At 50.5% G+C, this 23,848-nt stretch carries 22 protein-coding genes; all 22 read right to left on the bottom strand.

Translation table 11 applies throughout. The annotated features are described in order from the left end of the window. Positions 1–86: 86 nt before the first annotated feature. On the bottom strand, positions 87–926 hold the full coding sequence (gene pyrF / locus IDM49_RS06145; protein WP_190723888.1) for an orotidine-5'-phosphate decarboxylase: 840 nt from the start codon (positions 924–926) through the stop codon (positions 87–89). Next, positions 923–4,228, bottom strand: coding sequence for a carbamoyl-phosphate synthase large subunit (gene carB / locus IDM49_RS06140; RefSeq protein ID WP_190723887.1), 3,306 nt, complete (start codon positions 4,226–4,228; stop codon positions 923–925). Before carB ends, pyrF begins: the two co-directional genes overlap by 4 nt. A 17-nt stretch (positions 4,229–4,245) precedes the next feature. Beyond that, positions 4,246–5,403 (bottom strand): glutamine-hydrolyzing carbamoyl-phosphate synthase small subunit, encoded by a 1,158-nt coding sequence (gene carA / locus IDM49_RS06135; protein WP_168613892.1) that lies wholly within the window; start codon positions 5,401–5,403, stop codon positions 4,246–4,248. Positions 5,404–5,442: 39 nt separating this feature from the next. Next, positions 5,443–5,967: a PH-like domain-containing protein gene (locus IDM49_RS06130; protein ID WP_228008019.1), complete on the bottom strand. Its 525-nt coding sequence runs from the start codon at positions 5,965–5,967 to the stop codon at positions 5,443–5,445. Between the two features lie 13 nt (positions 5,968–5,980). Further along, entirely contained in the window at positions 5,981–7,291 is a 1,311-nt protein-coding gene (locus tag IDM49_RS06125; protein WP_168613890.1) for a dihydroorotase, read from the bottom strand. A 35-nt stretch (positions 7,292–7,326) separates the two neighbouring features. Then, positions 7,327–8,307 carry an aspartate carbamoyltransferase catalytic subunit gene (locus tag IDM49_RS06120; RefSeq protein ID WP_190723886.1) on the bottom strand — a complete coding sequence of 327 codons (981 nt, stop codon included), beginning with the start codon at positions 8,305–8,307 and terminating at the stop codon, positions 7,327–7,329. 5 nt (positions 8,308–8,312) lie between these two features. Next, the gene (gene pyrR / locus IDM49_RS06115; RefSeq protein WP_190723885.1) at positions 8,313–8,888 is read right to left on the bottom strand and encodes a bifunctional pyr operon transcriptional regulator/uracil phosphoribosyltransferase PyrR; all 576 of its coding nucleotides are present in this window, start codon (positions 8,886–8,888) and stop codon (positions 8,313–8,315) included. 186 nt (positions 8,889–9,074) lie between these two features. Then, entirely contained in the window at positions 9,075–9,485 is a 411-nt protein-coding gene (gene nusB / locus IDM49_RS06110) for a transcription antitermination factor NusB (protein WP_168613887.1), read from the bottom strand. An 8-nt stretch (positions 9,486–9,493) separates the two neighbouring features. After that, a complete protein-coding gene (gene efp, locus IDM49_RS06105; protein WP_168613886.1) occupies positions 9,494–10,057 on the bottom strand; it encodes an elongation factor P in 564 nt (187 codons plus the stop codon). A gap of 156 nt (positions 10,058–10,213) precedes the next feature. Further along, positions 10,214–11,311 (bottom strand): 3-dehydroquinate synthase, encoded by a 1,098-nt coding sequence (aroB, locus tag IDM49_RS06100; protein WP_168613885.1) that lies wholly within the window; start codon positions 11,309–11,311, stop codon positions 10,214–10,216. Beyond that, complete coding sequence (locus IDM49_RS06095) at positions 11,311–11,946, bottom strand: shikimate kinase (protein WP_168613884.1); 636 nt, start codon at positions 11,944–11,946, stop codon at positions 11,311–11,313. Before IDM49_RS06095 ends, aroB begins: the two co-directional genes overlap by 1 nt. Before the next feature lie 3 nt (positions 11,947–11,949). Continuing rightward, positions 11,950–13,164, bottom strand: coding sequence for a chorismate synthase (gene aroC, locus IDM49_RS06090; RefSeq protein ID WP_190723884.1), 1,215 nt, complete (start codon positions 13,162–13,164; stop codon positions 11,950–11,952). Between the two features lie 118 nt (positions 13,165–13,282). Beyond that, a complete protein-coding gene (locus tag IDM49_RS06085; protein ID WP_190723883.1) occupies positions 13,283–14,203 on the bottom strand; it encodes a shikimate dehydrogenase family protein in 921 nt (306 codons plus the stop codon). Positions 14,204–14,212: 9 nt separating this feature from the next. Further along, positions 14,213–15,418, bottom strand: coding sequence for an endolytic transglycosylase MltG (mltG, locus tag IDM49_RS06080; RefSeq protein ID WP_228008018.1), 1,206 nt, complete (start codon positions 15,416–15,418; stop codon positions 14,213–14,215). After that, positions 15,411–15,932, bottom strand: a complete 522-nt coding sequence (gene ruvX / locus IDM49_RS06075) for a Holliday junction resolvase RuvX (RefSeq protein WP_168614057.1) — start codon at positions 15,930–15,932, stop codon at positions 15,411–15,413. Before ruvX ends, mltG begins: the two co-directional genes overlap by 8 nt. A 27-nt stretch (positions 15,933–15,959) precedes the next feature. Beyond that, positions 15,960–18,638: an alanine--tRNA ligase gene (alaS, locus tag IDM49_RS06070; protein ID WP_190723882.1), complete on the bottom strand. Its 2,679-nt coding sequence runs from the start codon at positions 18,636–18,638 to the stop codon at positions 15,960–15,962. 50 nt (positions 18,639–18,688) lie between these two features. Then, positions 18,689–19,168, bottom strand: coding sequence for a peptide chain release factor 4 (locus tag IDM49_RS06065; RefSeq protein WP_190723881.1), 480 nt, complete (start codon positions 19,166–19,168; stop codon positions 18,689–18,691). Positions 19,169–19,173: 5 nt separating this feature from the next. Beyond that, a complete protein-coding gene (locus tag IDM49_RS06060) occupies positions 19,174–19,569 on the bottom strand; it encodes a DUF948 domain-containing protein (protein ID WP_190723880.1) in 396 nt (131 codons plus the stop codon). A 176-nt stretch (positions 19,570–19,745) separates the two neighbouring features. Then, positions 19,746–20,378 carry a 30S ribosomal protein S4 gene (gene rpsD, locus IDM49_RS06055; RefSeq protein ID WP_168613878.1) on the bottom strand — a complete coding sequence of 211 codons (633 nt, stop codon included), beginning with the start codon at positions 20,376–20,378 and terminating at the stop codon, positions 19,746–19,748. 411 nt (positions 20,379–20,789) lie between these two features. Continuing rightward, on the bottom strand, positions 20,790–21,578 hold the full coding sequence (locus tag IDM49_RS06050; protein ID WP_190723879.1) for a hypothetical protein: 789 nt from the start codon (positions 21,576–21,578) through the stop codon (positions 20,790–20,792). Positions 21,579–21,883: 305 nt separating this feature from the next. Further along, positions 21,884–23,254: a replication-associated recombination protein A gene (locus IDM49_RS06045; RefSeq protein ID WP_190723878.1), complete on the bottom strand. Its 1,371-nt coding sequence runs from the start codon at positions 23,252–23,254 to the stop codon at positions 21,884–21,886. Beyond that, a complete protein-coding gene (gene dtd, locus IDM49_RS06040; protein ID WP_168613875.1) occupies positions 23,254–23,691 on the bottom strand; it encodes a D-aminoacyl-tRNA deacylase in 438 nt (145 codons plus the stop codon). The genes IDM49_RS06045 and dtd overlap by 1 nt, the downstream gene beginning before the upstream one ends. Between the last annotated feature and the right edge of the window lie 157 nt (positions 23,692–23,848).

Raw genomic sequence — 23,848 nt, 5'->3', positions numbered from 1 at the left:
TATCCTACGGTAACTTAAAGAAAAATAGTGTGCTAATACTTATTTAATATGTATTAGCACACTATTTTACGGTGATTTGTATCGTACTAGCGGTTCAGTAGATCCTCGCGGGACATATCGCACGCTTCAGCCAACTTCTGAAGGTTGGGACCGTGGGAAAGCACTCCCCTGCTGGAGTTCACCAGAACCTGATTCTCGATTCCGGCGAAAACACGATACAGGTCAGCTGCGGTCGCGCCCTGCGCACCATAGCCTGGAGCAAGAATCGGTCCGTTGAAGCTACTGAGGTCAATCTTTAGCTTCTCAAGAGCATCAGCCACAGTTGCGCCAACCACCAGGCCACAAGAGCCCATAGCGGACCATTCCTGACGCGCATTTTCCTCACGCGCAGCATCCACAATATTTGCAGCCACTGATTGAGCTCCCCCGATATGCTGAACACTTTTACCTTCGGGATTTGAAGTTAGCGCCAACACAAAGGTGCCACGCCCCTTTGAATGCGCTGCATCAAAGGCCGGACGCAATGATTCAAATCCGAGATAAGGACTCAAAGTTACCGAGTCGGTAGCTAACGGAGATTCCCCCAACCACGCATCTGAATACGCTTTCATTGTTGAGCCAATATCACCGCGTTTAGCATCCGCCACAATAATAATATTGCGGCGCTTCGCCTCAGCAATAACATCTTCAAGGACGGCCATGCCAGCTGAACCGTATTGCTCAAAAAAAGCGACCTGCGGTTTCAGTGCTGCTGCATGATCACCGCATCCTTCAAGTACAGCCTCTGCAAAAGCTCTTACACCATCAGCGTTCAACGGCAAGCCCCACTGCTCAAGTAATTGAACATGGGGGTCAATACCTATACACAGCGGACCTTTAGCCTCAATAGCATCGGCTAGGCGATCACCAAAGCCTAAAGAGCTCATGCATTCACCTCTTGTGCTTTAGCAAGGTTTTGCTCATGTTCCTGCAGGCTCATAACGCTCCAGCTGTATTCCCGAAGTGCGTTGATAGCCTGAACTGCTGAGCCAAACTCAGACACGGTCGTCATCACCGGGCAACCCACACTGGTAGCTGCAGCACGAATCTGGTAACCATCGCCTCGTGCCTCTCCACCACCTGAAGGAGTATTGAAGATGATGTTGATTTCACCATCATTGATCATATCCACGATGGACTTCTCATCTTCAGCAGTTTCACGCATTTTAGCGACCACCTGGGAGTCAACACCGTTACGACGCAAAACGTCCGCGGTGCCACCGGTCGAAACAATCTCGAATCCAAGTTGTTGCAGCATCTTCACGTAGATAATGGTGTTTCGCTTATCGCGGTTAGCCACAGAAACGAAGACCTTACCTTCGGTGGGAAGGGTAGACCCTACTGCAGTCTGGGCTTTAGCAAAAGCTGTGTCCAGGTATCGATCAAGACCCATAACCTCACCGGTTGAACGCATCTCCGGGCCAAGCAATGAGTCAACAACGACGCCCCCGGGGGTGCGGAAACGACTGAACGGCAAGACAACTTCCTTGACAGCAATCGCTGTATCTGAAGGCAGCGAAGCGCCATCCATATGCTGTGGCAGGTAGCCTTCCTGCTTGAGCTCGGCAATCGACTTGCCGGTGCCAATCAAAGCTGCTGCTTTCGCCATCTGTACGCCGGTTGCCTTAGAAACAAACGGAACCGTTCGCGATGCACGAGGGTTAGCTTCAATGACGTAAAGAATATCCGAGGCGACAGCGAACTGAATGTTGATGAGACCTCGTACGCCTACGCCCTTAGCAATTTCGTAGGTAGCTTCCTTCACGCGCTGAATAATGTCAGTGCCCAACGTGATAGGTGGCAAGGTGCATGCGGAGTCGCCGGAGTGAATACCAGCTTCCTCAATATGCTCCATCACGCCACCCAGATACATTTCAGTACCGTCGTAGAGAGCATCCACGTCAATTTCGACAGCGTCTTCGAGGAACTTATCAATCAGTGCAGGCTGTGAAGGTGAAACCTCGGTCGCATTTTCCAGGTAGCGCGCCAGGTTTTCTTCGTCATACACGATTTCCATACCTCGTCCGCCCAGAACGTATGAAGGGCGAACCAGAACAGGGTAACCAATCTCGTCAGCAATTTTCTTAGCAGAGTCGAAAGTGTATGCAGTGCCGTTCTTGGGTGAGAGCAGACCGGCATTCTCAAGAACCTGTGCAAATTCACCGCGATCTTCAGCCAAGTCAATTGCCTCAGGTGAAGTTCCCAAAATCGGCACACCAGCGCTCTTGAGCTGCTGAGCAAGCTTCAATGGGGTCTGACCGCCCAGCTGCACAAATACGCCCATGAGCCCGCCTGTGCGACGCTCGGATTCGATAACTTCAAGTACATCCTCAAGAGTCAGAGGCTCGAAGTAGAGGCGGGTTGATACATCGTAGTCGGTTGAAACAGTTTCCGGGTTACAGTTCACCATGACAGTTTCGTAACCGGCTTCACGTAGAACCATCGATGCATGAACACAGGAGTAGTCGAACTCGATGCCCTGGCCAATACGGTTCGGGCCAGAGCCCAAAATCATGATAGAGGGCTTGTCGTGCTGAGCTACTTCATCCTCTGTGTCATATGAGGAGTAGTGGTACGGAGTAAATGCCTCAAACTCGGCAGCACAGGTATCAACCGTCTTGAAGACAGGACGAACACCCAGCGCATGGCGGACACCGCGTACAATGTCCTCGTTCATACCAACAATTTCAGCGAGCTGCTCGTCAGAGAAACCGTGACGCTTTGCGTAACGCAGGATATCTTCATCAAGAGTTCCCTTGTCAGCGACCTCTTCGGCTACTTCATTGAGCAGAACTAACTGATCTAGGAACCAAGGGTCGATGCCGGTAGCATCATACATCTGCTCGATGGTTGCGCCTGCAAGTAGTGCCTGCTGCACCTGATGGATGCGTTCGGTGGTGGGCACCTTGGTCTTCTCGATTAACTCATTCAGTTCTGACTCTGACAGTTCAGGCTTAATGAATGAGAAGGCAGATCCCTTCTGTTCCAATGAACGCATTGCTTTTTGCAGTGCTTCAGTGAAGTTTCTGCCAAGCGCCATAGCTTCGCCCACGGATTTCATAGTAGTGGTCAGCGTGGGATCAGCAGCCGGGAACTTTTCGAAAGCAAAGCGCGGAACTTTGACAACCACATAATCAAGAGTCGGTTCAAAGGACGCGGGAGTCTTCTGAGTGATGTCGTTAGGGATTTCATCGAGAGTGTAGCCCAGTGACAACTTGGTTGCGATCTTCGCAATCGGGAAGCCCGTTGCCTTTGACGCAAGAGCTGATGAACGTGATACACGAGGATTCATCTCAATAACGACTACGCGGCCGGTATCAGGTTCAATCGCAAACTGGATGTTACAGCCACCGGTATCCACACCAACCTCGCGAATGACGTTGATCGCGATATCACGCAAACGCTGGTACTCGCGGTCAGTGAGGGTGAGTGCTGGAGCAACCGTAATTGAGTCACCGGTGTGAACACCTACGGGATCAAAATTCTCGATGGAGCAGACAACAACGACGTTATCATTCTTGTCACGCATCATCTCAAGTTCGTATTCTTTCCAGCCCAGGATGGATTCTTCAAGAAGAACCTCGCTAGTGGGGCTGTATTGAATACCAGCACCCGCGATTCGGTACAGGTCTTCTTCGTTGTACGCAAGGCCTGAACCCAAACCACCCATCGTAAAGGACGGGCGTACCACCATAGGATAGCCCAGCTCTTCTGCTGCCTTGAGCGCTTCGGACATGGAGTGAACGATGATGGATCGAGCAGATTCACCACCGGCACGTTCTACTACACCTTTGAAAGCTTCACGATCTTCACCGAGGTTAATCGCTTCAATATTCGCACCGATGAGTTCAACATCGTATTTAGCTAAGATTCCGGCTTCGTCCAGTGAAATAGCCGCGTTCAACGCTGTCTGACCACCGAGGGTCGGCAAAATTGCATCGGGCTTTTCTTTGGCGATAATCTTCTCGATGACTTCAGGTGTAATCGGTTCGATGTACGTAGCATCCGCAAACTCGGGGTCAGTCATAATGGTCGCCGGGTTTGAATTCACGAGGATGACGCGAACGCCCTCCTCCTTCAAAACGCGAAGTGCCTGTGTTCCTGAGTAATCAAATTCGGCTGCTTGACCGATAACAATTGGTCCGGAACCAATCACGAGGATGCTGTTCAGATCTTTTCTGCGTGGCATAGTTGTAGGTTCCTTCTCTAGTTCTTGTTTTCGAGCATGAGATCGATGAAGCGGTCAAAGAGGTAGGCAGAGTCATGCGGACCTGCTGCTGCTTCGGGATGGTACTGGACGCTGAATGCAGGGATATCTAGGCAACGAATGCCTTCTACCACCTGGTCATTCAGGCCAACATGGGAAACTTCTATCTCACCAAATTCTGCGATGGGAGCTGTGGTTTTGCCCTCAACAGGGGCGTCCACCGCAAAACCATGATTCTGAGCTGTAATCTCAACCTTACCAGTGAGCTTATCGAGCACAGGCTGGTTAATGCCTCGATGGCCAAACGGGAGTTTGTAGGTGCCAAATCCCAAGGCGCGTCCAAGAATTTGATTACCAAAGCAAATGCCAAAGAACGGAGTCTTGTTCTTGAGAACGCTACGAAGCAAATCTACCTGTGCGTCAGCTGTCGCCGGGTCACCGGGACCATTTGACATGAAGAAACCGTCAGGATTGTAGGACTGAATCTCTTCAAGAGTAGTGTCTGCAGGAACAACGTGAACACGTACACCTCGTTCTGCAAAGCGCTGAGGAGTCATTGCTTTGATCCCTAAGTCAACGGCTACAATGGTTGCCTTAGGCTCTTCTGCCCAACCAAAGTCTTTCGGCTCCACCACAAATGCTGAATCAACGGAAACGGATTCGGCGAGTTTGCGGCCCTTCATCTGCTCTGAATTTTTAACCTCTTCAATGAGCTCTGCCTCTGGGCGACGCGCATCATCACCACTGAAAATACCTGAACGCATCGAACCAGCAGAACGTAGATGACGAGTCAAAGCACGGGTATCAATTCCCTGAATTCCAATGATGTTTTGATCAATCAATTCTTCATCGAGGGTGCGTTCGCTACGCCAGTTAGAAGCACGGCGGGCTGCATCGCGTACCACATAGCCTGCGACCCAAATCTTTCGAGATTCAGCGTCTTCAGAGTTTACGCCGGTATTACCAATATGCGGCGCGGTTTGAACAACAATCTGTCCTGCGTAGGAGGGATCGGTCAGGGTTTCTTGGTACCCGGTCATTCCTGTTGAAAAAACTGCCTCGCCGAGAGTGCTACCAGTTTTTCCGTAGCTGGTGCCACGGAAAACTTTTCCGTCCTCTAGCACCAATACCGCTGGAGATGACGTTGAATGACTCATCTACTGTTTCCTTAATGGTTGTTGTCGTAACTAACTGCGTTAGCTTTGTACTGGAAGTTCATGGTGGGCTTGAGGGGCAATCAGCTGAAGTCGCTCCACCAAAATACGCTTATCTTCTGCAAACTGTGTACGAAACCCAGTGTCAAGATCGACACCGTGATGTTGCCATGAAATCACTACAAGACCGTCTTTTTCAACGAACTTTCCACTCATCCCAGAGTCTAAGCGGACGACGCTGATCTCTGATGAGGGGATATAGATGTCTTGCGCACCATCTCGAGCGATAATCAGCGCATCATCGAAAATAAGAGCTTGAGCAGGGGACTTGGCTCCTAGAGTGTGCACCGCAATGCGGTCTAGCCAATCACCCATTCGAGTGGTCACTACATAGGTGCCGGGAATTCCTACCTCAGCTGGAGCATCATCATACTTCGGTGGAACCTCAGCAAGCGGCGCAATATCTGACTGACGCTTCTTACGGTTGTTCCATCCAAGAGCAATCAATCCGGTGATTGCTACAACAATAAGCAGACAAACTAAGGTAGGAATTACCCGTGAATCCAATGTGTTGATCCTTTTACTGATTGATGGGAGTAGCCAGACGACCGTCTAATACGGTTGCATGACCACGAAGGAAAGTGGCACGGACTTCGCCGGGAACTTCCATGGCGCGATAGGGATTGTTCTTGCCTTTAGTTGCCTGCGCCTCAGGGTTGATGGTGCGCTTTGCCTCAGGATCAACCAGCACGATATTTGCGGGCTCCCCTACCTCAAGTGGGCGTCCCTGATCAGTTGCACGACCAATCTCGGCAGGCTTCTGGCTCATGATACGAGCAACATCAGCCCAGGTAATTTTTCCAGTATCGACCAAAGTCATCTGGATAATCGAAAGAGCCTGCTCAAGTCCGGTCATACCATTTGCAGCGTTAGCCCATTCAACCTCTTTGGCTTCGGTAGGATGCGGCGCGTGATCGGTACCGATCACATCGATGGTTCCGTCGGCAACAGCTTCGCGCAATGCCTCGACGTCTTCTTGTGCACGCAGGGGCGGGTTCACCTTGAACACCGGATCGTATGAACGAACCTTTTCGTCTGTCAGAATCAGGTGATGCGGGGTAACCTCAGCAGTTACATTGATACCGCGTTCTTTTGCCCAACGGACAATCTCAACACTGCCCTTGGTCGAAAGGTGGCAGATATGAACGCGTGAGTTTACATGTTCAGCTAGCAAAACATCGCGTGCAATAATTGCCTCTTCAGCAACTGCCGGCCACCCTGCCAAACCCAGCTCTGCAGAAACAGTGCCTTCGTGCATCTGAGCTTTCTCGGTCAGACGCGGCTCCTGAGCGTGCTGAGCGACTACGCCATCAAAAGTCTTGACGTATTCTAGGGCACGGCGCATCAAGGCAGGATCCCAGACACACATTCCATCGTCGGAGAACACGCGTACTTTTGCGCGTGAGTTAGCCATAGCGCCAATTTCAGAAAGACGCTCCCCCTTCAAGCCAACGGTGACAGCGCCTACCGGACGTACGTCGACCCAACCAGCAGATTCACCCAGTGAAAGCACCTGCTCCACCACACCGGCAGTATCTGCTACAGGGTTTGAGTTAGCCATCGCGAACACCGAGGTATAACCGCCAAGTGCTGCTGCCTTTGAACCGGTCTCGACAGTTTCGGCATCCTCTTGGCCGGGCTGACGAAGGTGAGTATGGATATCAACCAGGCCAGGAAGCGCAATCAGACCGTCTGCCTCTACGACCTGGGCGTCCTTGCTCTCTAGTGAATCGCCAATTTCAGCAATCTTGCCATCTTCAATCAAGATATCTGCAGTGCGCTCACCCAGTAGCGAAGCGCCCTTGATGAGATAGGTATTCTGTTCAGTCACAGTCAATTCTCTTTTCTTCAGTCTTAGAGCTACTTCTAGTTACCGTAAAAGTCTTCGGCACTACCGCCGGTCATCAGCAGGTACAGCACTGCCATGCGCACTGAAACTCCGTTAGAAACCTGACGAAGTACCCACGAACGATCTGAATCAGCTGCTACAGCACTGATTTCTAGACCACGGTTCATCGGACCGGGGTGAAGAACAGCGGTCTCATAATCCATCTGATCAAGAAGAGCAAAACGCTCCGGGGTCAGACCCCACAGACGAGAATATTCCTCTGCGCTGGGGAAGAATGCAGCGTGCATACGCTCCTGCTGAATGCGAAGCAACATCACAGCGTCTAAATGAGTCTCCAGTGCCTCGTCAAAGTTGTAGTAGACTTCGCAGGGCCAGTCCTCAATACCCACAGGAAGAAGAGTGGGAGGAGCTACGAAGATAACCTCCGCACCCAAAGTATTGAGCAACCACAGGTTAGATCGAGCAACACGGGAATGAAGTACATCGCCTACAATTGCTACTCGCATTCCCTTCAAATCGGTGCCTCGAGTGGGCTTACCGGTGGTTTGAGACTTGAACTGGCGAAGCGACATCGCATCCAGTAGAGCCTGAGTTGGGTGCGCGTGAGTACCATCGCCAGCGTTCAAAACAGGAACATCAATCCAGCCAGCTTCAGCTAGTCGCTGAGGTGCGCCAGATGCTGAGTGGCGAACAACAACGGCATCGGCATTGATAGCCGCCAAAGTCTGTGCAGTGTCTTTTAGTGACTCTCCCTTTGACACTGATGAACCCTTAGCAGCGAAATTAATAACGTCTGCTGACAGGCGCTTTTCTGCTGCCTCAAATGAAAGACGAGTTCTGGTGGAATCCTCGAAGAAAAGGTTGACCACAGTGCGGCCGCGAAGCGCCGGAAGCTTCTTGACCTCTCGCGTTCCAACTTCTGCCATGTAATCGGCAGTATCAAGGATATTGATTGCTTGCTCGTAAGTGAGCTCTTTAGTATCAAGAAGATGACGCATTGGATTTACTCCCCCTGCAGAATTTCGACGCGGTCACTGACACCGTCGATTTCAGAAATTAGTACTCGAACGGTTTCATCGGACGCAGTCGGCAAATTCTTGCCCACATGATCAGCGCGGATGGGTAGCTGTCGGTGACCACGGTCAACCAGAACCGCTAAGCGGACAATGGAAGGACGGCCGAAGTCATTAATCGCATCCAGTGCTGCACGAATAGTGCGACCTGAATACAGCACATCGTCAACTAGAATGACGTTTTTGCCGTCAATACCGCCGCTAGGAATACGAGTGGGTTCAAGTGTCTTTGAGGGGTGTGAGCGTAAATCATCGCGGTACATGGTGATATCCAACTGACCCAGCGAACGCTCGATACTGAAATCAGAATCTGTCTTAGCGATTTTTTCAGCTAGACGTTGCGCAATAGGAAAACCACGACGCGGAATGCCCAAAATAACAAGGTTCTCAACGCCCTTATTGGCTTCGAGAATCTCAAATGAAATACGAGTCAAAGCTCGATCGATGTCGGCATCTGAGAGGATGACGCGAGCCTCGCTAGAAGAGGTTGCTTCGTGCTCAGTCATAGTGCCGGCCTCCTTCCCCGCCTCGCAGGACGGACTTAAAGGTTGCTTGCAAGCAATAATGTATCACGCAGTGCGCGGACGCGTCATTACGAGCGCTCACTGTGTCGTAACAATTTCATTATAGAAACAAAAACGGGGTTTCTGACTAGATGTACTAGTCAGAAACCCCGTTTTAATTTCAGTAAATTATGCCAACAAGGTGGGCTTCACCTGACGCAAACGATCCAGCAGACCGTTGACGAACTTAGGTGAATCATCAGTTGAAAGAGTTCTCGCAAGACCTGCAGCCTCAGAGATAGCTACAGCATCGGGAACCTCATCATTGAACAAGAGTTCCCAAGCGCCAAGTCGCAGAATCGTGCGGTCTACAGCGGGCATGCGATCCAGCGTCCAACCCTGTGAATAAGTTTCGATGTACTCACGAATTTCTTCGTCGTGTTCGAAAACCCCACGCACAATTTGCTCAGAGTATGTCGAAATCTGTGCAGAAGTATGTGCACGGCGTCGCACGAGTGTATCGAGTACATCATCATTGCGCTGCTCAGCCTCAAAAAGCACCTCAAGTGCTCGGAGACGTGCTTTAGTTCGTGAATTCATGACGCCTATTAGTTGTTGACGCGACCGAGGTAGTCACCGGTGCGGGTATCAACCTTAACCTTGGTGCCCTGCTCCAAGAAGAGCGGAACCTGAATCTCGGCACCGGTTTCAACAGTCGCAGGCTTGGTACCTGCTGATGAACGGTCACCCTGCAAGCCGGGTTCGGTGTAGGTGATTTCCAGAACTACTGAAGCAGGCAACTCAATGTAGAGGGGTGACCCGTCGTACATTGCGATAGTTGCATTCTGCTCTTCAAGCATGTAGTTCGCGGCGTCGCCAACTACTACGCTGGGGACGTAAATCTGGTCGTAAGTCTTCAAATCCATGAATACGTAGTCGTCGCCGTCCTGGTACAGGTACTGGTAATCGGAGCGATCTACGGTTGCAATATCAACCTTTGCACCTGCGTTGAAGGTGCGGTCAACAACCTTGCCGGAGGTCACGTTGCGAAGCTTGGTGCGGACGAATGCGCCACCCTTACCGGGCTTTACGTGCTGGAATTCGATGACGGACCAGAGGTTGCCGTCAATCTTGAGGATAACGCCGTTTTTGATGTCGCTGGTAGTAGCCAACCGACTCTCCTTAGGATATGGGATTTTTCAATGAACGAATGAACGATAGCAATTCTAACGTGGTTTTGAATGTCAATGGTAGGTGACAGGGCGTGTTTTCTACCAAATAGTGAATGCGGTGACCGTACTTTCATCGGTAAGGTCACCGCATCTTCTTTAGTTTGCAGCTATTTCAAGATAGGTCGCGAAAAGAATTGAGTCGTCAGGGACTTCCATAATTCTAGGCTTCGCAATGTCGTCAAGAACTACGAAACGCAAAAGGGCTCCTCGTGATTTTTTGTCGCGTCGCATTGCTTCGAGCAACTTACTCCACTGGTCCCCCCGGTATGAAGTGGGCAGGCCAACCAGATCGCATAGTGCTCGAGTACGAGCTACAACGGACTCATCAAGATTGCCCGCCGCGGCAGCGAGTTCTGCCGCAAAGACCATACCCACAGAAACCGCTGCACCATGCCGCCACTGATAACGTTCGTTGTACTCAATGGCATGGCCAAAGGTATGACCGTAGTTCAAAAATTCGCGTCGACCCGCTTCTTTGAAATCTTCAGAAACAATGTCAGCTTTTACCTTGATAGCCCGTTCAATAAGCTCTCTAATTACGTTAGACTGCGAGTCTCGAAGTTTCTCCGGGTTCTCTTCGACAAGATCAAGAATCTTAGTGTCCGAGATGAATCCGCATTTAATGACCTCAGCCATGCCTGTCAACAACTCGTATTCCGGCAGGGTGCGTAAGGTCCCAATTTCACACAAAACAGCAGCTGGAGCATGAAAGCTACCGACAAGGTTCTTACCCTCAGCGGTATTAATGCCGGTTTTACCGCCTACTGCCGCGTCCACCATTGCTAGCAAAGTAGTGGGAATATGAATGATGCGGATGCCGCGCAACCAGGTGGCAGCTACAAAGCCAGCAACATCTGTTACGGCTCCACCACCGACAGAGATAATAGCGTCACTTCGAGTAAAATCATTTTGCCCCAAGACCTGCCAGCAAAATGCGGCAACCTGTATATGCTTACCTTCTTCAGCATCCGGAATCTCAGCGCTGAAGGTTTCGAACCCCACTTTACGCAAATCTTCCATCACGAGTTCCCCGGTGGAACGCAAAGCACGAGGGTGAATCACCAGGATGCGACGAGTACGCTGCCCTAAGATATCGGGAATCTGCCCAAGAAGGTTATGACCAACCAAAACATCATAGTTTTCCTCCACGCGAGAGCCCGTTACCGAAATCTTAGTAACTTCGTTTTCACTCATCAGTTAGCCTTTCTGCTATCCACAACAAATTGCTGAATTTGAGAAGTCATCTCAGTGATATTGCGGTGTCCCCGAGCGTCCAACGTATATTTTGCAAGTTGCTCGTACCGCTCTCTACGCGATTCAAATATTTGTGACCATTTTTCAATGGGGTTAGGTTGTAGCAGTGGTCTCTTGCTATTACCAACAATTCTGGGTTTGACCGTATCAACATCTACCTTGATGTAGACTACGGTTTCATTCTTGAGCATTTCTGCCACCTCTGCCGTCATAGGCGCACCGCCGCCCAGAGACAAAACGGTGTTTCTATGGTGAGGTGAGTTCAGAACCTCGGAAATTACCTCTGCTTCAAGTTTGCGAAAATACTCTTCGCCATGAACTTCAAAAATATCTGTAACCGGACCGTATCGCTCAACAATCAAGTAGTCAGAATCGATAAATTCATACCCGTAGAAACGTGCTAAATGCGTTCCTACATATGATTTTCCAGCCGCCATAGGTCCAATAATGACGATGGGTCTTTGCCGATCCAAGTAACCTTCTTGAATTTCACGCAATTGTTGTGGATCAACTAGCTCCGCCGGTTTATTGCCGGCAGAGCTAGCTTTAGACAGATCCGTGTGATGGGATGTCATGAATTACAGATCCCAGCCAGACACGTTAGATTCCCAGTTGAGTGAATCGGGAATGTTTTCAAGGTATGAATCAAGATTGCGACGGGTTTCGGCGATGGAATCCCCACCGAACTTTTCCATAGCAGCATCAGCCAGTACAAGAGCTACCATGGCTTCAGCTACTACACCAGCGGCAGGAACAGCGCATACATCGGAACGCTGGTGATGCGCACGTGCAGGTTCACCAGTTGAGGTATCAATAGTCGCCAAAGCCTTAGGAACCGTGGCAATGGGCTTCATAGCAGCGCGTACACGCAAGACGTCGCCAATGCTCATACCGCCTTCGATGCCACCGGCACGGTTGGTCAAACGCTTGACACCAGCGTCGGTTACTTCAATTTCATCGTGAACTTCGGTACCGGGACGCGCCGCGGTCAGGAAACCATCACCGACCTCAACGCCCTTGATCGCTTGAATTCCCATCAGGGCGGCAGCCAAGCGAGCATCTAGACGACGGTCCCAATGAACAAATGACCCAAGACCCGGCGCTACGCCGTAAGCAAGCACCTCAACAATACCGCCCAAAGTTTCGCCTGACTTATGAGCCTCATCTACACGAGCCACCATCTTTTCGCTGGTAGCAGCATCAAAGCAACGTAAGGGATCAGCATCTAGCGTATGAACATCAGCAGGAACAGGACGGGAGGAATCGTAGGGTGTTTCTACTCCCCCAACTGCGGTTGTGTGGCTAACCAGCCCTACGCCCAAAGCTTTTAGAATTTGCGCAGCAACCACACTTAAAGCCACGCGGGTAGCAGTCTCACGCGCCGATGCTCTCTCCAAGGCAGGACGCGCATCGTCGTACCCGTACTTTTGCATACCGGTAAAGTCAGCGTGACCGGGACGCGGACGAGTCAGAGCAACATTCCGGGCTTTGCCTTCAATTTCGCTAGGATCAACGGGATCTGAGCTCATAACTTTTTCCCACTTGGGCCACTCTGTATTAGCAATTTCAATAGCAACAGGGCCACCCATGGTCTTACCATGTCGGACACCGCCCAAAATGCGAACCTGATCCTGTTCAAATTTCATGCGAGCACCACGACCGTAGCCCAGTCGACGTCGGGCCAAAGCGTCACGAACCATCTCCGAGGTTAGCTCCACGCCAGCCGGGACGCCTTCAATTACTCCTACAAGAGCTTCGCCGTGAGATTCACCGGCTGTCAGCCAACGCAACATTGCTGTGTTACCTTTTCAGTCTCCGAGGGCTACCGCCCCTGCCATTTCAATACTTTGGTTAAAGACTTCCAAAAAACCGGACGTACTTCAAACTGGCGTCATGATATGAAAAACCAGATTAATTTGAGGTTTTGATGAGTTTCATCTGGTCAAATACCTGCACCGGTAGTTTAGTGCGGGCTGGTAGACCTACTGACTGGCACATTGCAGCTAGGATTTCTAATTCTTGAGGAAGCCGGTCTTCAAGCTCATAACCGTTGAACAACTTAATTTGGTCGAGCGCCTGATGCATCAGCATTTCAAGACCTGAAACGCTCTTTCCACCCAACGCCTCATAAGCCTTAGCCACCGGCGAGGGCCACACCGCGTACGAAACATCCAGCAGGACAGAATTCGGGGCAACTGCTGAGGACGGTTCTAGAATCAGATCAGCAACTCCAGCAGGCAGCGTAGACACAGTAACAGCATATCGATGGGCATCCGCGCCAGCGTCTGATATATCGTGAAATACAAATTCCACGCCAACAGCTTCTGCCACATCCTGGACGCGTTGGGTTCGACTCTGCTCCCGTGCGTAGACATGGACAGTTTCGGCTCCCATATACGCAAGTGCCGCGCACGCCGCGGTGGCGGTTCCTCCCCCACCCCAGATAGCGTATTCGCTGTCCGCGCTCGGATTGGCTCCAGCATCCGTCAAAGCGTTCACAATTCCAGAGACGTCTGTATTATGACCGACAGCCTTCCCGTTGCGCCAAAACACTGTATTTACAACCCCAACAGCACGAGCAAAAGGTGTAAGTTCATCCAGGTAATCAATAATCGCTGATTTAAGCGGCATCGTGACTGAAAAACCTCGAACATCGTAATTCTCAGTAAGGTACTGCCACTCACGCGGCAAATCCCGCTCCGTAACATCCCAGCGACCATATTCAATCGATGAACCGAGTACAACACTAGCCGCTGAATGCAACGCCGGCGACTTTGAATGGGTAATAGGATGCCCCAAGACAAATGCCTTGGGGCCTAAGTGAATATTCATATTTTTAGTTTAGACGCATTTGCCTTCGTTATCTGAACACCACTGATTGTATTCTTCTACGTTCTTCTCATGCTCCTCGAAAGTCTTAGCAAACTTGGTTTCGCCAGTATCGAGGTTTACGGTAACCCAGAAGTAATAATCGTTCTTATCGGGGTTAGCCGCAGCATTAATAGCTTCGGTGGCCGGTGAACCAATCGGACCTGCAGGCAAACCCTGGTAGTAGAACGTGTTGTACTTGTTAGACGCGTCCTGCTTTTCCTCATTCGAAATGTGGTAGGTCTTCTTGCCAAGACCGTAAGCAACAGTTGCATCGGACTGCAAGAAACCACCGGTTTCGCCATCAGGATTATCAAGACGGTTCTCAATCGCACCAGCAACAGGCTTGTAGTCGCGCGCAGTAGCCTCAAACTCCAAGATTGAAGCCACAGTCAATACATGGAACTGATCATCCTCGGAGGTGATGTTTGCTGCTTTGAGCTCTGATTTGGTGTGATCTACCAAAGTACGAATGACGTCCTCAGCCGAAGTACCCTGTTCAAAACGGTATTCGCCGGGATGCAACCAGCCCTCAAGGTTGGGGAACTTCTTCGGAATCCCGAAAGTATCCAGTTCTTTATCGTACTTAGAAACCTCGGTGATATTTACGCCCAATGCATCTGCAATAGCCTGGTACGCCTCGTCCTTACGCATGTTCTGCGGAATCGCAAGATAAATCGAATTAGCGTCCTGATCGCCTACCAGCTGAGAAATCGCTGCTGAAGAACTCATATGTTCTTGCAGGTCATAATCGCCAGGCTGAATGAACTTATCTGCAGCATCCTTCTGGTAAGTTTCCAAGAAACGCCCTGCATCTGCAATGACACCAGCTTCTTCGAGATTCGCAGCAATCTGACCGTTGGTATCGCCTTCGCTCACTACAAAAGAGACTGAAGTGCCGTTACCGTCGCCATTATAGTCTTTGCGTTTGAACCAATCATATTTTGGAGCCAATGACGAGATAACCATAATGATTGCAACACTAAAAACGAGGGTTGCAGTAATCATGAAATTACGACTGCGAGCACGCCTGCGACGTTGTTCTTCATCGCTGTATTCAGCCTGCTCAATAAGTGGGCTGACAATACCTGCACGTGCTTCTTCATCGGTGGGTGCTAATAGATGTGAGAGGCTTTCACGATCTTCGTGAGCACCGTTAGAACTCGGATTCTTAGTCACTCGGGTTCTCCGTTTCGTTTGCAGGTAATGTGTCAACCGATTCCTCAGCTGACACAGTCTGGGGAGTTAGAGTGTAGCCAGGCAGATTCTTGCCGGCTTTAACAGTGTCAATGCTGAACTGCAGGATATTGACGGCAGCTACTTGGTCTACCACTGCTCTAAAGTCGCGGGAAGAGACTCCAGCCTCATGCAATGAACGATGAGCGCTCACAGTTGTGAGACGTTCATCAACGAGATGAACTGGAATCTGATGCCCATCTGTGCTGAGTTCATTGGCTAGTGCTTGAGCGTAAATTTCAGCCATCTCTGTCGAAGCACTACTTCCGCCAGACATGGTTTTGGGTAGCCCTACAAACACCTCTGTTACTTCGTGAACCTCGATGAGTTTCCGAAGGACTCTTCGATCAGAATTCTTCTTCATATCTCGTCGAAGAGTTTTTAGAGGGGTTGCCAAAATGCCGTCAGGGTCGCACGTTGCGACGCCGACGCGGGCATTGCCCACATCGACGCCCATACGTACACCACGTGTAAAGTTCACGCGTTATGCTCCTGCAATCGCATTTCTAATAGCGACGAATGCTTCGTCAATCTTGGTAGCGTCCTGACCGCCACCCTGTGCGACGTCGTCCTTACCGCCACCGCCGCCGCCGAGTACGCCGGCTGCTACGCGAACCAGCGCGCCAGCCTTGACGCCTTCTGATCGAGCAGCTTCATTAGTTGCTACCAGAATTACTGGACGGCCGTTGTTGACGCCGGTGACAGCTACTGTCGCTGCATCCTCGCCAAGTCGTGAGCGAAGATCGAGGGCAAGACCACGAACATCGTTAGCGGATAGTTCTCCAGCGTTATGCAGAAGGACGCGGACCTTGCCTACCATTTCTGCTGATTCAACGAGCTTGCCAGCCTCAGCCTGGAGTTTCTCCTTGCGGAGTTTTTCCAGTTCCTTTTCAGCGGCCTTGAGCTTGTTGAGGGTCTGAGTAATCTTTTCAGGAAGGTCTGTTGAGGACTGAACCTTCAGCATGCCCGTGAGCTGATTGACCAGAGTACGCTCAGCTGCCAAGTGGTTGAAGGAATCCAAACCGACTAGAGCCTCAACACGACGGTTACCTGAACCTACGGACTGCTCGGTAAGCAGGCTCAAAGAGCCAATCTGTGATGACGTTGAAACGTGAGTACCACCGCAAAGTTCGCGAGAGAAATCGCCACCGATTTCAACCATACGCACAGTATCGCCGTACTTCTCACCAAAGAGGCTCATCGCTCCCATTGCCTTTGCCTCAGCCAAAGGCATTTCACGGGTGACAGTCTGCAGGTTATCGCGAATAGCAATATTTGCTACTTCTTCAACTTCCTGCTGAGCAGCTGCTGAAAGACCTTCATTCCACGCGAAGTCAAAGCGCAGGTAGCCTTCCTTGTTAAAGGAGCCGCGTTGAGTAGCTTCATTGCCCAGCACCTGGTGCAGAGCAGCGTGGATAATGTGAGTAGCTGAGTGAGCCTTTTCGCCGTCACGACGACGCTGCTCATCAACATGTGCAATAACCGGGGTACCTGCAACTACTTCGCCTTCGATGACGGTAGCGCGGTGGACGCTCAGGCCCTTAACCGGCTGCTGTACATCGTGGACTTCAATGCTGAAACCATTACCGCGGATGGTACCGGTATCAGCTGCCTGACCACCTGCTTCAGCGTAGAACGGGGTCTCGTCAAGAACGATTTCTACCTTGTCACCAGCCTTGGCTGCAGGTACGTTAGCGCCATCTACCAAGATCGCACGCAAAGTGGTCTCGGTGCGCAGTTCATCGTAACCGGTGAATACCGAAGTGCGCTCATCAGCCAACTGGCGAAGAGCTGAAAGGTCAGCGTGTGCACCCTTCTTAGCCTTTGCGTCAGCCTGCGCACGTTCACGTTGCTCTGCCATCAAAGCGCGGAACTGCTTCTCATCAACCTTAACGCCAGCTTCTTCAGCCATCTCAAGGGTCAAGTCAATCGGGAAGCCGTAAGTATCGTGCAGAGCAAATGCTTCTTCACCAGAAACGACAGCATTACCGGTCTTCGCGTGCTTAACAGCCTGCTCAAGGCGCTCAGTGCCCGACTCGATAGTGCGCAAGAACGCCTGCTCCTCAGCGTACGCAATACGCGAGATGCGTTCGAAGTCGTCAGCCACGTAAGGGAAGGCACCAGCCATAGCATCGCGAGATGCAGGGAACAGAACAGGCAGGCAGGGTTCAGAAACACCGAGAAGACGCATTGCGCGAATTGCACGACGCATCAGGCGACGCAGAATGTAACCGCGTCCCTCATTCGAAGGTGAGACGCCGTCTGCAATCAGCATTAATGACGAACGGATATGATCCGCAACAACGCGCATGCGTACGTCATCTTCGTAGCCAGCGTCTTCAGCTGACTCGGAGCCCTGGTACTTCTTACCGGAGAGCTTGGATGCAACGTCCAGCACGGGACGAACCTGATCGGTCTCGTAGAAGTTCTCAACACCCTGCAAAAGCATAGCTAGACGCTCAACACCGAGGCCGGTATCGATGTTCTTCTTGGGCAATTCACCCAAAATCTCGAAGTCATCCTTGCCGATGCCTTCACCGCGCTGGTACTGCATGAAGACGAGGTTCCAGATTTCGATGTAACGATCATCGTCAACCGCGGGGCCGCCCTCTTTACCGTATTCGGGGCCACGGTCATAGAAAATCTCTGAGTCAGGGCCGGCAGGACCAGGCTGACCAGTTGACCAGTAGTTTTCCTTCATGTTCATACGCTGAATGCGCTCAGCAGGGAAACCAACAATGCGGGTCCAAATATCGTAAGCTTCATCGTCACCCTCATAAACAGTGACCCACAAACGATCAGTATCAAGACCAAAACCGCCCTTATCAACAGAGCTAGTCAGCAGTTCATAAGCCCACGGGATAACTTCTTTCTTGAAGTAATCGCCGAATGAGAAGTTACCTGCCATCTGGAAGAAGGTGCCGTGACGAGCAGTCTTACCAACTTCTTCGATGTCCAAGGTACGAATGCACTTCTGAACCGAAGTTGCGCGTGAGTAGGGAGGGGTTTCGCGTCCCAAGAAATAGGGGATGAACGGAACCATACCAGCAATGGTGAACATTGCGCCGGGCTCGTTTGAAACCAGTGAAGCTGAAGGAACAACGGTGTGACCGCGAGCCTCGAAGAACTCAATCCACCGCTTTGAAATTTCCTGTGAAAGCATGAAGGGATTTTCCTTAACGTCGATTCATCAAAACTATATGTATAAGACTATTACTCAAAAAATTTGTCGCCTAATTTGGCATCTCGTTCAATACGGGTTTGAGTTCCCGAAATCTCAACGGACTCAATGACGTGAGCATCAACAGTCGGCGCTGAGGATTGTTGCGCCGGTGAAGATTCTGTTGAGTGCAACTTATTATCAAGTGGGCGATCCCAGGTATCTAAAGAACCGGGACGAAGATCTTTCTTTTGAGTCTCAAACCGTTGCTTTAGCTCAGCTTCGCGCTCATTCATGCCTTTTTTCACGTTTGCAGCAAATTCAACAGTTTTCAGCGCGTAAGGCTGCAATTTTTTGCCAACCGTAGAGTCGAAAAACTTGGCCATAGTACCCTCCATAGTTGACATGACCTCACGTCCAGAGGTTGCTCGCGAGACAAGATCTGTCGAACTCTGCGGACGAGTTTTCTGAGCTTGAGATGTTATATAGCCGGCGACTGCCCCACCTGCGATCAGCGCAAGAGCGCGAAACATACCCACTAGATTCCATCCTCAGCTCGTTCTGACGCTGCAGATGCACCGGGAGTTTCGCGCTCCCCCTTCACAGCTTTTTTCAAACCGTAAGAGAAAGACGCCACCTTAATCAGAGGCTGTCCAACCGTCGAAGCAACAAGAGAAGATAAAGCAGAGACATTCGCTGACGCATCAGAAACGTTACTAGTAATGCCATCTACCTTCTCCAACTGGGAGTTGGTTGAGGCAACAGTGCGAGTTACTTCATCAATCAAGGGGGTGGTGTTATCGTTCAACGATCTAATAGTAAGAGTCAGCTCATCAAACACTTTGCCGAGTTTGATGATTGGCATAGCCAACAGAGCAACCAAAACGGCAAATACACCTGCTGAAATTAATCCGGCAATATCGGCTCCGCTCACGGCTCCTACTTTCTACGATTTAAGATAACGAACAGATAACAGTCTACTGTACACAGGGCATGATTTCAGCGGTTAAGCAAACGCCGCTACGAGAACGGGCGAAAAACACATTTTGAGTAAAAGAAAAGCGGTTTGCATTCCGGTGTGGAATGCAAACCGCCTAACCCAACAAGCTATTATGCAAGGCGTGAGTAGTATTCAACCACGAGCTGCTCTTCGCAGATTACGGGGATTTCTTCACGCTTGGGTGAACGCTCGAGCTTAGCGTGCAGCTTCTCGATTTCAACGTTCAAGTAAGCAGGAGTGTCAGGCAGAACGTCCTGGTGTGCACCGGTTGCTGCAACCTGGAACGGAGCCATCTTCTCTGACTTGGGGTGAACGTGGATCAGCTGACCGGGCTTTACGCGGAATGACGGGCGGTCAACACGAACGCCGTCAACCATGATATGACGGTGAACAACGAGCTGACGAGCCTGTGCAATGGTGCGTGCAAAGCCTGAACGCAAAACAAGTGCGTCGAGACGGCTTTCGAGGATCTCAACCAGGTTCTTACCGGTCTGACCTTCGATGCGCTTTGCTTCAGCGTATGCGCGACGCATCTGTGCTTCGCGGATGTTGTACTGAGCGCGCAGGCGCTGCTTTTCCTTCAGCTGTACTGCGTAGTTTGAGTCAGCCTTCTTGCGTGCACGACCGTGCTGGCCGGGGCCGTAAGGGCGACGTTCGAAGTACTTTTCTGCCTTAGGGGTCAGAGCAATGCCGAGTGCACGTGAGTGACGTACGGTACGGCGAGTGCGATTCTGCTTAGCCATATTTGCCTTTCAAGCGGTTGATATTGCACAAACGGTGCATGCAACATCATTTATTCTGTAGTGGTCTGGCCTCCGGTAATATCCGCACACGTATTCGTGCGGTGGAGAGTTCACAGCAGCCGCACTGTTCACTACAACCCGTTGGTGATCAAATCAGGTAAACCCTTTCATTGCGTTTTAACGGGCTTGCCAGCCAATCACCCATACTACGGCTTTAGCTAATCAATGTCAGCTATTTTTCAGAAACCGTGGTGCGTGGTTTTGGTTACTCATACCTGAGTGCTCATTCTTTATATAAAGAGTATTTAGTAGAGTCTAATTACCCTTCATAGGCACAAGCGGGCGCTGCAAACGGTTCTACTCGCGCTGATTTATCCTGCCAATCAAGCAGTCCAAGCCCAAGTATCGGGACTACCAGATACCGTTTGTGCTTGCTGAACCAGTTACAGATGAGAAATTTCCAATTACTCTTGAATCAGCAGCGGATCCGCTGGGTAGCGCCTGCGTTCCATTTTTTGGTCCGCGTGTAACCCAATTAACCGTAAGCTTCCACAATGCCAACTGCTGATTGTAATAGTCACGACATTCGTTGCTACTTAGCCCAATGGACTCGTAGGTTGGAGCACCAGAAGCAAGTTCAGGTGTAATAGTGATGTAATTCTTCCAACGCCCGGCAGGAGAGTTACCGTCCAAGAATCCTAGAGCCAGATCCTTTTCTTGGTTGGGAGAAATACTGCCCACGAAGGTCCAATTGACTATTCTCTGGGCAGTTCCGACAGGTTGGTTCTGAATAGGATAATTCTGGTAGGAAATTGATCCCTGTGATGTAGAAGGGTTAGAGAGACTTCGGCCGGTGTCATTGAGTGAAACGTTATTTCGGATAGCCACAGTCAGATGGAGCGGATTTGCGGCAGTAAAGTTAAGGGTGCAACTAGATAGATTCTTAACATTGACTGCTACGTTCGAAACGAATCCATCAGAGGCCGCAAGAGCCTGATAGAGATTGAGTTCCAGCTGGGCTGGTTGCCCGTTGCATTGATAAAGGGCACGCGCTTTGTTGAATGCTTCATCAATTTTTTGCTTACTCGTAGGTGAACAGATTGATGCCGCATACGCCGGAATTGCCGAAGTGGCAGCGATTGTAGGCACTGCCCACATAGCGCCTTGAGCCAAGGAACGTCGTGAAAATTTTGAAGACATGCTTCCCTTACCGTCACTGTCGATACTTATACTTCATAGTAAGCATGAGTCATTGATAGGGATAATATTTCCCAATATATGATTACACTTTTTATTTTAAAATAAATATTAACCGAAAGTGACAGTGCGTCTAAACCTCTTAACACCCCACAAATTCGGCGAAGTCGCACGCTCGTCAAGAGTGATTGACCTACCCGGTAGTTGCAGCTTTAAACCAGCTGAACTTATTCCTTAACTACCTGGTAACCAATCAGCGCCTAGCAATTACTCCCCAGCCGATTGCAAACTATTTATAATCAACAAGCTTATTTATTTCTGAGCAAATTCTTAATCTTTGATAGGCGATCAAACAAGGTCCGCTCAGCACCATATTGCGTTGGTTTGTAGTATTCAGTCCCGGTGAGGTTCTCGGGTAGATACTGTTGAGCAGCTATCGCATGTGGAACATTATGCGGATAGATATACCCCTTACCGTGCCCTAAAGCTGATGCCCCCTGATAGTGCCCGTCACGAAGGTGCATGGGAACTGCACCAGAACCGCCGGCCTTGACATCGGCCTGCGCCGCATCAATAGCCGCACATACAGCGTTCGACTTAGGAGCAGTTGCCAAGTGAATGGTCGCTTGAGCCAAATTTAGTCGAGCCTCCGGCATCCCAATGAACTGCACTGCTTGGGCTGCGTTGATCGCAGCTGTCAATGCTGTGGGGTCAGCCATTCCGATGTCTTCACTGGCATGAACTACCAAACGACGCGCGATGAATCTCGCGTCCTCCCCTGCCTCAAACATACGGGCAAGATAATGAAGTGCCGCATCTACATCAGAACCACGGATAGATTTGATAAACGCGCTCACCACATCATAGTGCTGGTCACCATTACGGTCGTATCGAACTGCCGCTTGGTTTAGTGCCTGCAAAGCGTGCTCAATACTGATTCCTGGTTGTTTATCTGATGCATCAGCTTCACCTAAAGTCACAGAAGCTGCCGCCTCAAGAGAGGTTAGCGCTTTCCGTGCATCCCCCGATGAAACCCGTACTATATGTTCCATGGCTTCATCGCTCAGAACAACAGCGCCTGCCAAACCGCGGGAATCTGAAACAGCACGATTGATGAGCCCCTCAATATCGGTGTCCTCAAGCGAAGTCAAAGTCAGTAAAACTGAGCGCGACAACAAGGGAGAAATCACTGAAAATGAGGGGTTCTCAGTAGTCGCCGCGATCAGAACGACCCAACCGTTCTCAACGCCAGGAAGTAAAGCGTCCTGCTGAGCTTTTGTAAAACGATGAATCTCATCTAAAAACAGGACCGTTGAAATCCCGTGAAAGTCTCTGTCTTGCAAGGCCTGATCCATGACGGCACGCACATCTTTTACGCCCGCAGTGATAGCTGAGAGTTCAACGAATTTGCGACCACCCGCTCGAGCAATGACATTCGCAAGAGTGGTTTTTCCTGTCCCGGGTGGCCCCCACAAAATCACGGACTGCGGCGCAGTCGTTGAGCCAGACTCCCCCGCTAAAACACGCAGTGGCGAGCCCGGTCGCAGAAGATGCTTTTGACCTACAATCTCATCGAGGACGCGTGGACGCATCCGCACCGCCAACGGCGCCTTGGCGCGACGTATCTCTGGCTCTGCCGCATCATCTTCAGAATTCATAGTGTCAAATAAATCTGCCATTACAGAAGATCTTTCGAGTCAAGAATAAGCGTCACGGGACCATCGTTAGTAAGAGATACCTGCATATCAGCACCAAATACACCCGTCTCTACCGACACACCTAGTTCGCGTAACTTGGCAACATACTGCTCATACAGAGGTTCAGAAATTTCACCCGGTGCCGCCTTTGACCACGAAGGACGACGGCCTTTTTTCATGTCGGCGTAAAGAGTGAATTGGCTGATAGCAAGTACAGGTGCGCCAATATCAGTAGCAGATTTTTCGCCATCAAAAATTCGCTGGTTCACTGTTTTCTCAGCAAGTTTGTTGACTTCGGCATTACCATCTTCGTGAGTGATACCAACCAGTGCGACTAGAGCAGGCCCGTCAACTGCACCTACCACGTTGCCATCGACTTTAACCGTTGCGTTTTTTACGCGTTGTACTACTACTCGCACCGTCAAACCTTTCTTCGTACACTGGATGTCTTAAATCTACCCTTTACAGCCAATAGTGTCGTTGGCCCTCTTTGTCTTTCACAGACGGCGAAGACAAAAATGGGGCTACCCCGAAGCTCACAGACCCAACTTAAAAGTGGGTCTGGATTCAACCGAA

The sequence above is a fragment of the Rothia terrae genome, assembly GCF_014705925.2.
Taxonomy (GTDB): Bacteria; Actinomycetota; Actinomycetes; order Actinomycetales; family Micrococcaceae; genus Rothia; species Rothia terrae.
Note: the sequence above shows the minus strand (reverse complement) of the source record. Positions and strands in the feature narration are given on the sequence as shown.